This is a genomic window from Microcoleus sp. B7-D4 (genome assembly GCF_036705125.1).
Classification (GTDB): Bacteria; Cyanobacteriota; Cyanobacteriia; order Cyanobacteriales; family Microcoleaceae; genus Microcoleus.
The window spans coordinates 1-13,629 of the sequence record NZ_JAUBTT010000148.1 but is presented as its reverse complement, the minus strand read 5'-3'; the positions used below and the strand labels follow the sequence as shown (position 1 = coordinate 13,629).

The following is a 13,629-nucleotide window of genomic DNA, read 5'->3' as shown; positions in this document are numbered from 1 at the left end:
CTAACTGATAAGTTCGACGTGCTGTGCTTTGAGACGTTGAATCTAAAAGGAATGCAACGACTTTGGGGACGTAAAATCTCAGACATTGCATTCGGCGAATTTCTCCAAGTTCTCGAATGGGTTGCCAAGAAAAAAAATAAGCAGGTGATCTTCATTGATCAGTGGTATCCATCCTCGAAGACTTGCAATCATTGTGGACACGTCCTAAAAAAGTTGGATGTGAATACGAGAGAATGGCGATGTCCGTCCTGTCAGAACGTGAACGACAGAGACGAGAATGCAGCTAAGAATATTTGTGCGGTTGGGGCATCAACCGTTAAGTTAGGCGATGTTAGACAGGCTATGCCTGCAATCGCTGTCTGAGCTTAGAATCCCCCGTGATAAGAGCCGGGGGAGTATGTCAAGAATCATTGAGAATTGCGATATGAGCCGGAGGTTCTATTTTCACAACTGCCGAAAACTGAGATGTTGACCATTCTCAATAAGCTTTTTATGAACAGGCTTTCCGGCCTGTTCCACAAGAAAATTCACTCTTTGTGGAACAGGCCGAAAAGCCTGTTAAGCGAGAATGGTGCAAGATGTGAGGAAAACCAAGATTTGAGTAGAGTTAAATTTTTGCCCGTAGCAAAACGATCGCCACATTTAAATTTTTCTGTCGCGATCGCTTGACTAACGAGAAATTCCTTCCCTCAACTAATGCTCAACAGCCAAGTGCCGAGGTAACGCAGCAAGGGAACGTCGCCAGGGGTGCGGATGCGGACGTTGAAATGGTACATTCCGCCGGGAGATGGGTTTCTGACGTTGGAGAGTACAACCTCAACATTGTTGCCGGCGGCAATTGGTTCTTTGGGATAAATTTCTATGAATCGATTTTCTTTGTCCCAGATTACTTCTTGCAATTCTATTGTTTTGTCTTTGACGCGCACTTTAATGTCTTTTTGGTCAAATTCGCCTTTGTAGTAGTCGGGATAGGATATGTTGAGTTGGGCGATCGCCAAACTTACTTTTTTGGAAGGAATTCGCAGCCGATATCTATCGCCACTCATCCCGGCTGTACCGTAATCCAAGCGATAGTTTAATTGGTTGGCGCGATCGGGGCCGCCGAAAATCGTGAATCCTGGCATTGACTGGGCTAAACTGATGGCGGGTAATCCAGCCACCAAGCAACCTGTAACCGCTAGTGCTGAAAATAATCGTCGCATAACAACTCCTCTAATTAAACTCTTGGTGAACATTTAATATTGCTCGCCCGAAATTTGCGATCGTGCCTACAATATATCGAATCTCTCAGCAATTTGATGAGGGCGAGCCGATTTTAGATTTTAGATTTTAGATTTTAGATTTACTCCCGTCTGCTTTGAGAATGAATCTGGGGGCTGGTTAGAACCCGACGCTTTTCTGTGCCTCCATCCTAAGTCTCCGAAACGCTGAATCTGGGAACCTCCGAACAAATTGCTCGATCGTCAATTATTTTTTGCGTAATTTTTGCGTAATACTGATAACTGACATTCTAACTACAGAATTAGGCGACATAAAATTATATCATAATCGGTGGCCAACTTAACCATTTAGCGAATTTGAATGTATAAGATAAGTTAAAGATACGGGTCGAATTTGGGCGATCGGCTTTAGTATCAACGAGAGAAGTTTAGGGCAAGGGCTGCTTCAATGTAAAGCAAGGCATCGGGCGATTAAAAATCGCACTTCAAGAAACCTGCGGAGGCAGGTTTTGTCTGTGTAGGCGCGGCTTCAACCGCCCTGGGAAGGCTTAAATAAGGAGAGTTCATGAAATTAGCGATCGCAAAAGAAATAGCAGCAGGGGAACGCCGGGTGGCTTTAGTACCCGACGCTGTAGCCCGATTAGTCAAACAGGGCGTCGAAGTTTGGGTTGAAGCCGGTGCCGGCGCACAATCCTTTTTCTCGGATCTTGCTTACGAAGAAGCGGGAGCTCAGGTTGTCGCCGATACCGCTAGGCTGTGGGGCGAAGCCGATGTCGTAGTCAAAATCGGGGCCCTGCAAGAATCAGAAGTTCATCAACTCCGGGAAGGAGGCGTTTTCATCGGATTTTTGAATCCTCTGGGAGATCCAGCTTTAGTGCAGCGTTTAGCCGATCGCCAAGTAACGGCCTTCAGCATGGAAATGATCCCGCGCACCAGCCGCGCTCAAAGCATGGATGCACTGTCATCTCAGGGCAACGTTGCCGGTTACAAAGCGGTATTGATCGCAGCCGCCGCTTTGCCGAAATATTTTCCGATGCTGACAACGGCGGCGGGTACAATTCGCCCCGCGAAAGTATTGGTAATGGGTGTGGGCGTTGCTGGCTTACAGGCGATCGCCACGGCGCGTCGTTTGGGTGCGGTAGTCGAAGCCTTCGACATCCGCCCGGAAACAAAAGAACAAGTGCAAAGTTTGGGCGCTAAATTCCTTGATGTCGAACTCAAGGAAGAAACCGTCGCCGCCGGAGGTTATGCTAAAGAGCTATCAGAAGCGGCTAAAGAATACACCCGCCAAGTGCTCACCCAACACGTCAGCGCTTCCGATGCAGTGATTACAACCGCTCAAGTTCCCGGCAGAAAAGCACCTATTTTAGTTACTAGAGAAATGGTTTCTCAAATGAAGCCCGGATCTGTAATTGTTGACCTCGCGGGCGAACAAGGCGGCAATTGCGAATGCACGGAAGCGGGGAAAGATGTTGAATGGAACGGCGTTAATGTCATCGGCCCGATTAATGTGCCCTCGTCTATGCCTGTCCACGCTAGCGAAACTTACTCGAAGAATATCTCCTCTTTACTTCAGTTGATGGTGAAAGATAAGGAACTCAATTTGAATTTTGAAGACGATATCATTGCTGGTGCTTGTGTTGCCCGCGACGGTGAAATTAGCAATCAGCGAGTTCGGGATGCTTTGGCAGCTCAGGCTTCAGCCGTCAGTTAGATTCTGTCGTTATGAGGCAAAGTCCGGCAGTCCGATAGTCCGGCAGTCCGATAGTCCGATAGTCCGGCAAGGGTTGAAACCCCTGCCTCAAAGCTCAAGTCCTCTGAAGAGGACTGAAGAACTGATTAAATATCTCCAAAAAAGGCTTTTTTGAACAGGCAAGATGCCTGTTCCACAAGAATTATGGGAGATGTTTATTAGTCCTCTTAAGAGGACTTTTGCTATGAGTCAGGGAATTCATTCCCTGGCGGACTGGCGGACGCAACCGGGAACGAGTTATTTCCAATTACCAATTACCAATTGTTATGGCAGAAGGATTGATTGCAGGTTTAGTGGTGTTTACTCTAGCGTCGTTTGTGGGATTTGAAGTAATTAATAAAGTCCCGCCGACGCTGCACACACCTTTGATGTCGGGATCGAATGCGATTTCTGGAATTGCCGTTTTAGGTGCAATTCTGATTTCTGGCCAAGGCAATGTGACTGTTACTTCGATTTTGGGGACGATCGCGATCGCCCTGGCCACAATTAACGTAGTCGGCGGTTTCTTAGTAACCGATCGAATGCTGCAAATGTTCAAGAAAAAAGAGGTTAAAGCGTGAGCGATTTTCTGCCCAGTGGCATTCAACTAGGTTATTTAGTTGCCGCATCTTTGTTTATTATCGGTTTGAAACAGTTGGGTTCCCCTGCAACTGCGCGTCAAGGGAATGTGTTAGCTGCGATCGGGATGTTAATTGCGATCGTCGGTACTTTGCTGGAAAAGCAAGTCATCAGCTACGAATTGATTGCTGTCGGAATTATCATCGGTTCGATTTTGGGAACAATTATGGCAAAAACCGTCGCGATGACGGATATGCCCCAGATGGTGGGTTTGCTTAACGGTTTCGGGGGCGCGGCTTCTGCACTCGTTGCTGTGGGCGAATTCTGGCGCTATCTCAGCATCCCGGAATCGCCTGCGCCTGATGCGACAATCACGATCCTTTTGGGTGTACTAATTGGCGGAATTACTTTCACTGGTAGCCTTGTGGCGTTTGCGAAACTGCAAGAATTGCTACCTGGTGCGCCCATGACGTTTCCGCTGCAACAGCCGTTTAATGCCATGCTGGCGATCGCACTTTTAGCCGGCAGCGGTTATATGCTGTTTAACCCGGAGGATGTGCCGGTATTCCTGGCTTTGGTGGCGATTTCCAATATTCTGGGAATCATGTTTGTGCTCCCGATTGGGGGCGGCGATATGCCGGTGGTGGTTTCGCTGCTTAACTCTTATTCGGGGATTGCGGCGAGTGTGGCTGGGTTCATTTTGATGAACAATATGCTGATTATCGCTGGTGCATTGGTGGGCGCGTCGGGGATTATTTTGACGCAAATCATGTGCAAGGCGATGAATCGATCGCTTGGTAGTGTGCTGTTTAGCGCCTTTGGTAGCGGTGGCGGAAGTGCTGCGGGTAATGCTGGGGCTGCTGGTGATGCGATCGACAAAACTGTTCGCAGCATCAATCTCGAAGAAAGTGCGATGATGTTGGGTTATGCGCGATCGGTTGTAATTATTCCCGGTTACGGAATGGCTGTAGCGCAAGCACAGCACGCCGTGCGCGAGTTAGCCGACGGTTTGGAAAAAATGGGTGTTGACGTGAAATACGCGATTCACCCGGTGGCTGGGCGGATGCCGGGGCACATGAATGTGCTGTTGGCGGAAGCAAACGTGCCTTATCCGCAGTTGTACGATATGGACGATATCAATCCGCAGTTTGAAGAAACGGATGTTGCTTTGGTAATCGGGGCTAACGATGTAGTGAATCCGGCGGCGCGTCACGATACGGCGAGCCCGATTTATGGGATGCCGATTTTGGAGGTTGATAAGGCTAAGCATACGATCGTAATTAAGCGCGGGATGAGTGCTGGTTTTTCCGGGGTAGACAATGAGTTGTTCTACAAGGATAAGACGATGATGTTGTTTGGTAGCGCTAAGGATGTGGTTGCCAAATTGGTTTCTGAGGTGAAGCAGTTGTAGGATTTTTTAACCGCAGATGAACGCGGATTAACGCTGATTAACGCTGATAATTGAACCCGGTTTATTGGATAAACCGGGTTTTTGTTTTTGATATTGAAGCACGATCTATCGCCAGCCATTTTAATTAAATTAACGGAATAAATTCAATCCTATCTTGATACTCATTTTCAAAAGATGCTCCAGCAATTTCAATTAAACCCTCAATTACCTTGCCAATATCTACATTTAAACGAATTGTCAGAATTCCTGGGACGTGACGACCTTGGGCTATATGGTCTGACAAATGAACTGGCATTGAACGTCGGTTATTAGTAACGAGGATAAAGTTATTCTCCTCGCACCAACATAAAATTTCTGGGTCTTTCGTTCCTTTTGGCGGAACACCTTCATCACCAACTACCAACACAATAATATCCGATTGATGATATAAAAGCTGCACTCGATATTCAGGAGCCATATTTTCGTCCAACAAGTATTTAACAATCATTAATGCGCTCGATCCAGTTGTTGTGATTTATTTTTTTGTTCCCTAAGCTGACGCATTTTTAAGACAAAAGGTGATGGATTGCGATCGTACTCAGCTTCAGCTTTTAGGCAATATTCTAACCAATCTCCTACATATTTACCTACAGTTTTTGTATTTTCCAGATAGTAGAGAATCGTAGCATAAACTTGAGCCATAGTCACTGTCCGAAATTTTTGAGCTATGGCTTCTGGAGTTTGGCCGCGGTAAATGTATTCGTAGAGAATGTGTTCGATACCGACGCGGGTTCCTTTGATGCGGATATCTTCGGCTGTTAAGAATTCAAAGTAATCTTCTAATTGCATAATAGTTTATTATTTTCCCTGTGAGTCTTGAGTGTATACTGAGTTTAGCACATTGGCTACAAGCTTGAGTTGATACTATAATAGCATTAAACGAATTCAGGAAACATTTCCATGAACCAGCCCAAAATACTCCTAGATCCAGTTTTACCGACTGAGGAAGAAACAATAGCTATCAAATTGTTAGATAAAATGCTATGTCTCAAGACAGAAAATGGTGATGCTGAAACATTAAAAGTAAAACTTGTGGAAGTTGGCGGGGAAGCGATCGCACTTCCTGAATCTCTCTATCAATTGTTGTGTCAAGCTGCACATTTAATGGCGGCTGGTAAAGCAGTGTCTTTAGTGCCAATTGAGCAAGATATGACTGTTGAAGAAGCTGCGACATTGCTCAATGTGTCGCCAGAATTTGTAGTCAAATTGCTCGATGATGGGGAAATTGCCTATGGAAAAGTAGGAAACCAGCGGCGGATAAGTTTGGCAAGTGCGATCGCATATAAACAGCAGCGTAGTGTTAAGCGCCGCGAAATTCTCAAGGAATTAGCTCAGTTTAGCCAAGAAGAGGAATTCCATGAGAGCAGAGTATCTAGCTAGCAGATTGAGCCCTTTACGGCTAAACTAACAATGGCAGAGTGGCGAAAACCAAACTAAACCAGGAAACTGATTCAATGCCGTCTATATCTTTTGATGCTTACCTCAAGTCGATTCAAAATAACCTGCAAAAAGGTAGCGAGCGCAGCCATTATCCAGCGCTGAAAGATTTGCTGGATGACTCAGACAAGGGAATTGATGCCGTCATTGAAGAAAAAGGCAACAAGGCAGGGATTCCAGATTTTACAGTGAGGCGGCGGGAACTACTGGTGGGTTATGTAGAAGCCAAAGACGTGGGGCTAGACCTGGATCAGATAGAAAAATCGGAGCAATTGCAGCGGTATATAGAAGCGTTTCCGAATCTAGTATTGACCAATTATTTAGAGTTTCGCTGGTATGTGAATGGGAAGCGCAGGCAGAAGGAAATTTTAGCAGACCGTAGTGAGAACAAACTGCAATCAAGAGCTACAGAAAAGATTGCGGCTTTGCTGGATCAATTTCTCAACTATACAGGCGAGATTATCAGCAGTCCTGAAGACCTGGCGCGACAGATGGCGAGGTTGACGAAGGCAATCCGGTTAGCAACAACAACTGCGCTGGAGGGAGAAAGGAAAGACGGTGAATTGCATCAACTAAAACAGGGCTTTAGTGAGGTGTTGTTGCCCGATTTGAATGATGCTGATTTTGCTGATATGTATGCTCAGACGATTTCTTATGGGTTATTTGCGGCAAGAGTTGGTCATGCTCAAAATCCAGGGGGCGAACCGTTTACTCGGCGCACGGCTGGCACGTATATTCCAGCAACAAACCCATTTTTGAAGCGATTGTTTAATACGATCGTCGAAACGGATGCAGTCAGTCAGATCGATTGGGCGATCGACGATCTGGTGCAATTGCTGTCTCAAGTTGATATGGGTAGCATTCTCGAAAACTTTGGGCAGCGCACTCGGCAAGAAGACCCGGTGGTGCATTTTTATGAAACGTTTTTGGCGGCGTATAACGCAGCTTTGCGAAAGAGTCGAGGGGTTTATTATACACCGGAACCTGTGGTGTCGTTTATTGTGCGATCGGTTGATGCGATTCTCAAAGACCGCTTCGATTTGCCATTGGGATTAGCTGATAACGCCAAAGATCCAGTAACACAAAAGCCGAAAGTGCAAATTCTCGACCCTGCAACGGGTACGGGTACGTTTTTGTATGAAGTGGTAAAGCAAATTTACCGCAATTTAGAAGAAATTGGCATGGCGAATCAGTGGGATAGCTATGTGCGAGATAATTTGCTGAATCGGTTGTTTGGATTTGAGTTATTGATGGCTCCCTATGCCATTGCTCATCTGAAGCTAGGGCTAGAACTTGAAGAACTTGGTTACAAATTTAAGGGCAAACAACGATTAGGCATTTACCTCACCAATACGCTAGATGAGGCAATGAAAAAGTCAGAGATTTTGTTTGGTCAGTTTGTCGCACAGGAAGCAAATGAAGCTTCGACGGTAAAACGAGATACACCTGTGATGGTGGTGTTGGGCAATCCGCCCTATTCAGGACATTCGGCAAATAAAAGTGAGTGGATCGCTGGTTTAGTTCGCGATTATTACTATGTGAACGGTTTACCGCTCGGAGAAAAAAATCCCAAATATTTGCAAGATGATTATGTAAAATTCATTCGCTTTGGGCAGTGGCGAGTCAGTGAAACCGGTTATGGCGTTTTAGCGTTCATTACCAATCATGGTTATCTCGATAATCCAACATTTCGAGGGATGCGTCAGAATTTGATGAAAACATTTACAGATATCTATCTCTTGGATTTACACGGTAATTCTAAAAGAAAAGAAATTTCTCCAGATGGTTCTCCCGATCAAAACGTCTTTGATATTCAGCAGGGTGTTAGTATTGGAATTTTTATTAAAGAGCCTGGAAAGACGGGTGCAGCTAATGTTCATCATGCTGATCTTTGGGGAGATCGAGCGACTAAATATGAAATTTTGAATCAAAGTTGTATTGACGATGTTGATTGGAAAGCGATCGCACCTCAATTACCCTTCTATTTATTCAGTCCTCAAAATACTGATTTACTAGCAGAATATAATACAGGGTGGAAAATTACAGAAATTATGCCAGTTAACTCCACAGGGGTCAAAACTCATCGAGATCATTTTGTATTTGATTTTGAACGGACAGCGCTGTATGAGCGCATAAAAGAATTTAGAGATTTAACTATTTCAAACCAAGAGGTAGCTGAGAAATATTTTATTCCCGATACAGGGAGCTGGAAATTAAGTGAGAAACGACGCTCACTAGCAGCAGATACTGAGTGGGAGAACTATTTTACTGAATGCCTTTATCGACCTTTTGATACTCTTTTTTACTATTCTCATGAGGATTTAGTAGAGCGCTCAAGGCATGATGTGATGCGTCACATTATTTCAAAAGAAAATTTAGGCATGATCTTTATGCGACAAGTAGCACTTCAAGAGGATTACAGCCATTTTACAGTGGCCAATCACGCTGTAGATAATCGAGCTTTTTACAGTAATAAAGGTACGATGGCTTTAGCTCGTCTTTATCTATATCCTGACGAGGACAATCCTCAACAATCACTTTTAGAGGAGAAATGCAAGCCAAATTTATCTCAAAAATTTTTAGATTTAATTCGACACATACTTGGTTATATTCCCACACCAGAAGCCATCTTTTACTACATCTACGCCATCTTCCATAGCCCCACCTATCGCCAACGCTACGCCGAATTCCTCAAAGGCGACTTTCCTCGTGTGCCTTTGACCAGCAACGACCAGCTATTCAAAGACTTGGGTGCAAAAGGTCAGGCATTGGTAGACCTGCACCTGATGAAATCGAAAAAGCTGAATAAGCTGATTACTAAAATGAGTGGCGATGGTGACAATGCCGTTACCGAAGTTACCTATAAACCCGCAGAACAACGAGTTTATATCAACAAAACCCGCTATTTTGAAGGCATAGCCCCCGAAGTTTGGGAGTTTAAAATTGGCGGTTATCAGGTTTTAGAAAAATGGCTCAAAGACCGTAAGAAAGCCAAACGCACTTTATCCTTTGATGATGTACTGCACTATCAAAAGGTGGTGGTTGCGCTCAAAGAAACCATGCAACTGATGGTAGAAATCGATCTACTGATTCCTGGCTTCCCCATAGAGTAAAGTTTATGAGATGGTAAAAAATGACACTGAAAGAATTAGAAAAACAACTCCTTGCCTTAACTCCCGCTGAAAAAACTCAGGCAATACAGCTATTAGTTCAAAGTTTAAGCAATACTTGGCAAGAAATAGAAAAAACTCCGGGCGTGTGCGGTGGCGATGCTAGAATTGCCAAGACTCGCATACCTATTTGGTCGCTGGTAAATTATCGCATTCTGGGTGCAAATGATGTGCGGATTTTGCAAGACTTTCCTCATTTGAGTGCAGCAGATTTGGCGAATGCTTGGGCTTATGCTGAGGCACACCCAGAGGAAATTGAAGCTGCAATCGCTAGAAATGAGGCCGCCTAAAACATGGCGGGAATTTGCTATAATCTAGATAATATATTCCGGCGATCGCACTTATGACTATACAAGAATTAGAAACTCAAGTCTTAACCTTAAATCTCGCTGATAAAGCTAAACTAATCAGCATCCTAACTCAAAATTTAACCAACGGTTCTTTAGGCATTAAAAAGACTCCCGGTGTCTGTGGAGGGGATGCCTGTGTCGGCAATACTCGCATACAAGTTTGGGTACTGGTGGGTTATCGCCGTCTCGGATGCAGCGATGCGGAACTTTTTAAGTGCTATCCCCATTTGACTGCGGCTGATTTGGTCAATGCTTGGGCTTATGCTGATGCTTACCCAGAAGAAATTGAACAAGCAATCAAAGATAATGAGGAAGCCTAAAACATGGCGCGACTTTATGCAGACGAACAGTATCCGTTGCCAGTAGTTGAGTTTCTTCGACCTTTAGGTCACGATGTATTAACAGTTCAAGAAGCCGGAAACGCAGGATTAGGGATTCCTGATGAGGATGTATTGGCTTTTGCAGTGAGTAATGAGCGAGCAGTTTTGACTCTCAATCGAGGGGATTTCATTCGACTGCATCGCTCACAGCCCAACCATGCTGGTATTATCATTTGTACTCAAGATAGCAACTGGGAAAGACAGGCGACCCGAATTAATGAGGCTATTTCTGCGATCGATACTTTGAACGGTAAATTGATTCGAGTTAACCGTCCTTCGACATGAAAAAAAGCCGCTCGCCCAAACCCATCCTAAAATCTTACAATTAAATCCCCCATTGCTCCCAAGATTAGGTAAAATTATTGGCGTGTCTGAGGATAAACTATATGCGTTTGGTTAAATATATTGCGATCGCCATTATCAATGGTTTCGGTGTCGTCATCGGTATTATTTGGGTTGCAGTCCCCACAACAGTGGCTCAACCTTCCCTAAACTACCAACTCGCACTCTCTGGGCGACAGTCAGAGGGCGAAACTCCGCAATCCCTTTCCGAGCTCTACAAATTGCGCGATCGCCTGAAAGTACAATTAGATAACCTTGCCAAAACTTCCGACAGCGCCCCGTTTCCTGGTGAACTTTGGAAATCCGCAATCAACCGCCAGCAATCCCAAACTCTGACGCAGCAACTCCAAAACGTTCAAAGTCAGATTCAAATAGAAGAAAGAGCAAAATATAATTGGGACGATGCTGCTAAATTAGCCGCCCAAGCTGTCGTAATTGGACGCACTTCAAATCCTTCTTCTGCTACTTGGGAAGAGTCCCAGCGGCTGTGGGAGTTGGCTATCAATACCCTGCGACTCATTCCTCACGATTCTTTTTTGGCAGATCGGGCGATCGACAAAACCATCGAATATCAAGGAAACCTCAGTGTCGCTACCTATGAAATGCAAGTCGCACGTTCTATTGAGAAAATTAGAGCCGAGGAAGAAGAGATAAGAGAGCGAGCCCGCAAAGAGCAAGAGAAAAAAGAAATTGCTCGTCGAGAAATAGAGAGAAAAGAGCAAGAGAAAAAAGAACGGGCTAGAAAAGAACTAGAAAGGCAAGAGTTTGAGAAGCAAGAATTAGCCCGTAAAGAACTGGAAAGGCAAGAATTAGCCCGTAAAGAACTGGAAAGGCAAGAGTTTGAAAAGCAAGAATTAGCCCGTAAAGAACTTGAAAGGCAAGAATTCCAAAGGCAAGAGTTAGCTAGACAAGAACTTGAAAGGCAAGAATTAGCCCGCAAAGAACTTGAAAGACAAGAACTTGAAAGGCAAGAATTAGCCAGACAAGAATTAGCCAGACAAGAATTAGCCAGACAAGAATTAGCCAGACAAGAAGTTGAAAGGCAAGAGTTAGCCAGACAAGAATTAGCCAGACAAGAACTTGAAAGACAAGAGTTAGAGAGAAATCAGCAAGCAACTTCTCAACCAACTCCTGAATCAACTGCAACACCAACTCCCGCCCCAGTTACGCCTGCTGCGTCCCCGTCGAACTTTTTGTTTGTGGGAGATACTAACAGAGATGGCCAAATTAACCAGCAAGACGAAGCGGGAAAAGAACAATGGTCTTTGTCCAAGGGCGCGCTAATTTTATTTAACGATCGCAATAACGATCGCGGCAAGATACCGACTTGGAAACAAACCAAAGTTAGCGCTCCCCGCCGTGCAGCAATGCTTTCTCAAGTTAACTTAACACTGTCTGAAAACTTCAAAACCTCTCAACTATTTATCACTGCTGACAGCATTGCTAGCCCTCACATCAGCGTTTTTCAGAAGACGGGCGACGGCTGGCAACCGGTAGATATATCCGGTGCTAAACCTCTAGTTTTCAGCACGAATATTGTTTTAGGTGTCGAAGCCAAACAATTTGCAGATCGCAACTGGAACGGCACTGTTAATCTCAAAGCAACTGCCCAAAACAACGGTCAAGAAATCGCTTCCACAACTATTCAAATGGGCGTTAGTCCTTGGATGATAGCGCCCAATACAGCGCCAGTAACCGAAGTTCAGGTCAGCGACAGAGGCTCGGTCAACAGCGAATTTATCTCCCAACTAAAACAAGCAGTAGAACCCACGGGCGCTAAAGTAAAAATTCTCCAGGGCGATCGCACTTGGATGCAAGATACCCAGAAAAACGGCTACGTTCAACTCCCAGAAAAATCGGAGATCCGCCAGTTTAATGTAGCCATAAAAAGCAATAGCGAGCCAGAGAAAAACCCGCCTCTTAAATCAACTCAAGACCGGGATTTGAAAGTATTTAAAATTGGCAATCCTCGTTCTTTAGACCCTGTAAGTCAGTGGTCTGACGGATACGGCAATTTGCAGGTGACGCCGCCGATTCCCGGACAGCCAATGGGTCGAGTTTATTACGGGAATTCGGGAAATGCTAGTTTTAATCCAGAGGTACTTGATTTTATTCAAGCTCAGAGAATTCAAGGGCCGCCAGTGGATATTGATACTTCTTGGCTTTTGACTCGCCAAGTCGATGAAATTATCAATTTTATTCCCACTCAAACTCCCGGACAATATGTAATGGCGATCGCCAGTCCCGAAGCTGGAGTTAAGCTGTTGGAAGAATTGGAGGGAAGAGGTTACGGCGATGTGGCGATCAATCGTGGTTTGAGCACTGAAACAACTGTCAGCGCCGCTTTGAAAAACCGTGCTTTAATTCAACACAATCTCTATTTGCAAAATCAGAAACTTAATCCGATTATAGAGAAGTTGAAAAGAGAGTTTTTACTCGGAGACGACCAAATTATTCAAGTTCCGGTGATGTTTGGCTACAGCGGTTATGCTTGGTGGCCAAATATGGTCAATTCGGTGCCAGTTAACGGCAAGTTGTTAGTTTCAAATCCGCGCGGGCCAATGATTGACGGTGTAGATTACACTCAGGAAAGATTGCGCCAACTGCTGCTTCCTGCTGGCGTCAGCGTTAGTTTTCTGGATGACAGGTATTATCAAGAATTAAAAGGAAACGTGCAGTCGGCGACGAATACTGTGAGGAAGCCAGAAGAGCGGCCTTTTTGGCAGTCTTTGCCTAATAATTACTAATGGGTAATTGGTAATGAGGAATGGGTAATTGGGAATGGGGAATGGGTAATTTGTAGGGGCGGGTTCACCAACAATACTCGCCTGTAACTGACATCTTGCACCCTTCTCAATTAGCCTTTTAGGAACAGGCAAGATGCCTGTTCCACCATTGGTGACAAGTTAAGGCTGTAAGTCTTTTGTCAAGAGGCTTTCGGAGAGTTCTTAAAAAAGAATTGGTCAGAC

Annotated in this window: 14 protein-coding genes; 11 read left to right on the top strand and 3 right to left on the bottom strand. The window is 44.9% G+C overall.

Annotated elements, in window-relative coordinates; translation table 11 throughout:
- A partial coding sequence (locus QUB12_RS34590; protein WP_333310685.1) for a transposase occupies positions 1–363 on the top strand: 363 nt, incomplete at its 5' end.
- Positions 364–465: 102 nt separating this feature from the next.
- The gene (locus tag QUB12_RS34585; protein ID WP_333300783.1) at positions 466–669 is read left to right on the top strand and encodes a hypothetical protein; all 204 of its coding nucleotides are present in this window, start codon (positions 466–468) and stop codon (positions 667–669) included.
- Between the two features lie 20 nt (positions 670–689).
- Here the strand turns inward: QUB12_RS34585 and QUB12_RS34580 are convergent, their stop codons facing one another.
- On the bottom strand, positions 690–1,202 hold the full coding sequence (locus tag QUB12_RS34580) for a DUF2808 domain-containing protein (protein WP_333138593.1): 513 nt from the start codon (positions 1,200–1,202) through the stop codon (positions 690–692).
- A 583-nt stretch (positions 1,203–1,785) separates the two neighbouring features.
- Here QUB12_RS34580 and QUB12_RS34575 point away from each other — a divergent pair.
- The 3 genes from QUB12_RS34575 (at position 1,786) to QUB12_RS34565 (ending at position 4,942) form a co-directional block, all read left to right on the top strand.
- On the top strand, positions 1,786–2,934 hold the full coding sequence (locus tag QUB12_RS34575) for a Re/Si-specific NAD(P)(+) transhydrogenase subunit alpha (protein ID WP_333101701.1): 1,149 nt from the start codon (positions 1,786–1,788) through the stop codon (positions 2,932–2,934).
- 305 nt (positions 2,935–3,239) lie between these two features.
- The gene (locus QUB12_RS34570) at positions 3,240–3,533 is read left to right on the top strand and encodes an NAD(P) transhydrogenase subunit alpha (protein WP_006633295.1); all 294 of its coding nucleotides are present in this window, start codon (positions 3,240–3,242) and stop codon (positions 3,531–3,533) included.
- Entirely contained in the window at positions 3,530–4,942 is a 1,413-nt protein-coding gene (locus QUB12_RS34565) for an NAD(P)(+) transhydrogenase (Re/Si-specific) subunit beta (protein ID WP_333310684.1), read from the top strand. Before QUB12_RS34570 ends, QUB12_RS34565 begins: the two co-directional genes overlap by 4 nt.
- Before the next feature lie 124 nt (positions 4,943–5,066).
- Here the strand turns inward: QUB12_RS34565 and QUB12_RS34560 are convergent, their stop codons facing one another.
- Positions 5,067–5,429 carry a DUF5615 family PIN-like protein gene (locus QUB12_RS34560; protein ID WP_333310682.1) on the bottom strand — a complete coding sequence of 121 codons (363 nt, stop codon included), beginning with the start codon at positions 5,427–5,429 and terminating at the stop codon, positions 5,067–5,069.
- On the bottom strand, positions 5,429–5,770 hold the full coding sequence (locus tag QUB12_RS34555; protein ID WP_333310680.1) for a DUF433 domain-containing protein: 342 nt from the start codon (positions 5,768–5,770) through the stop codon (positions 5,429–5,431). The genes QUB12_RS34560 and QUB12_RS34555 overlap by 1 nt, the downstream gene beginning before the upstream one ends.
- Before the next feature lie 111 nt (positions 5,771–5,881).
- Here QUB12_RS34555 and QUB12_RS34550 point away from each other — a divergent pair, with 111 nt between their 5' ends.
- From QUB12_RS34550 to QUB12_RS34525, 6 genes are all read left to right on the top strand, one after another.
- Positions 5,882–6,361 carry a helix-turn-helix domain-containing protein gene (locus QUB12_RS34550; protein ID WP_333310678.1) on the top strand — a complete coding sequence of 160 codons (480 nt, stop codon included), beginning with the start codon at positions 5,882–5,884 and terminating at the stop codon, positions 6,359–6,361.
- 74 nt (positions 6,362–6,435) lie between these two features.
- Positions 6,436–9,531 carry a type ISP restriction/modification enzyme gene (locus tag QUB12_RS34545; protein ID WP_333310676.1) on the top strand — a complete coding sequence of 1,032 codons (3,096 nt, stop codon included), beginning with the start codon at positions 6,436–6,438 and terminating at the stop codon, positions 9,529–9,531.
- Between the two features lie 20 nt (positions 9,532–9,551).
- The gene (locus QUB12_RS34540; protein WP_333310674.1) at positions 9,552–9,878 is read left to right on the top strand and encodes a DUF433 domain-containing protein; all 327 of its coding nucleotides are present in this window, start codon (positions 9,552–9,554) and stop codon (positions 9,876–9,878) included.
- 53 nt (positions 9,879–9,931) lie between these two features.
- Positions 9,932–10,258, top strand: a complete 327-nt coding sequence (locus QUB12_RS34535) for a DUF433 domain-containing protein (RefSeq protein WP_333310673.1) — start codon at positions 9,932–9,934, stop codon at positions 10,256–10,258.
- 3 nt (positions 10,259–10,261) lie between these two features.
- Positions 10,262–10,603, top strand: a complete 342-nt coding sequence (locus tag QUB12_RS34530; protein WP_333163649.1) for a DUF5615 family PIN-like protein — start codon at positions 10,262–10,264, stop codon at positions 10,601–10,603.
- Between the two features lie 101 nt (positions 10,604–10,704).
- Complete coding sequence (locus QUB12_RS34525) at positions 10,705–13,407, top strand: protein-arginine deiminase family protein (RefSeq protein ID WP_333310670.1); 2,703 nt, start codon at positions 10,705–10,707, stop codon at positions 13,405–13,407.
- Positions 13,408–13,629 lie beyond the last annotated feature (222 nt).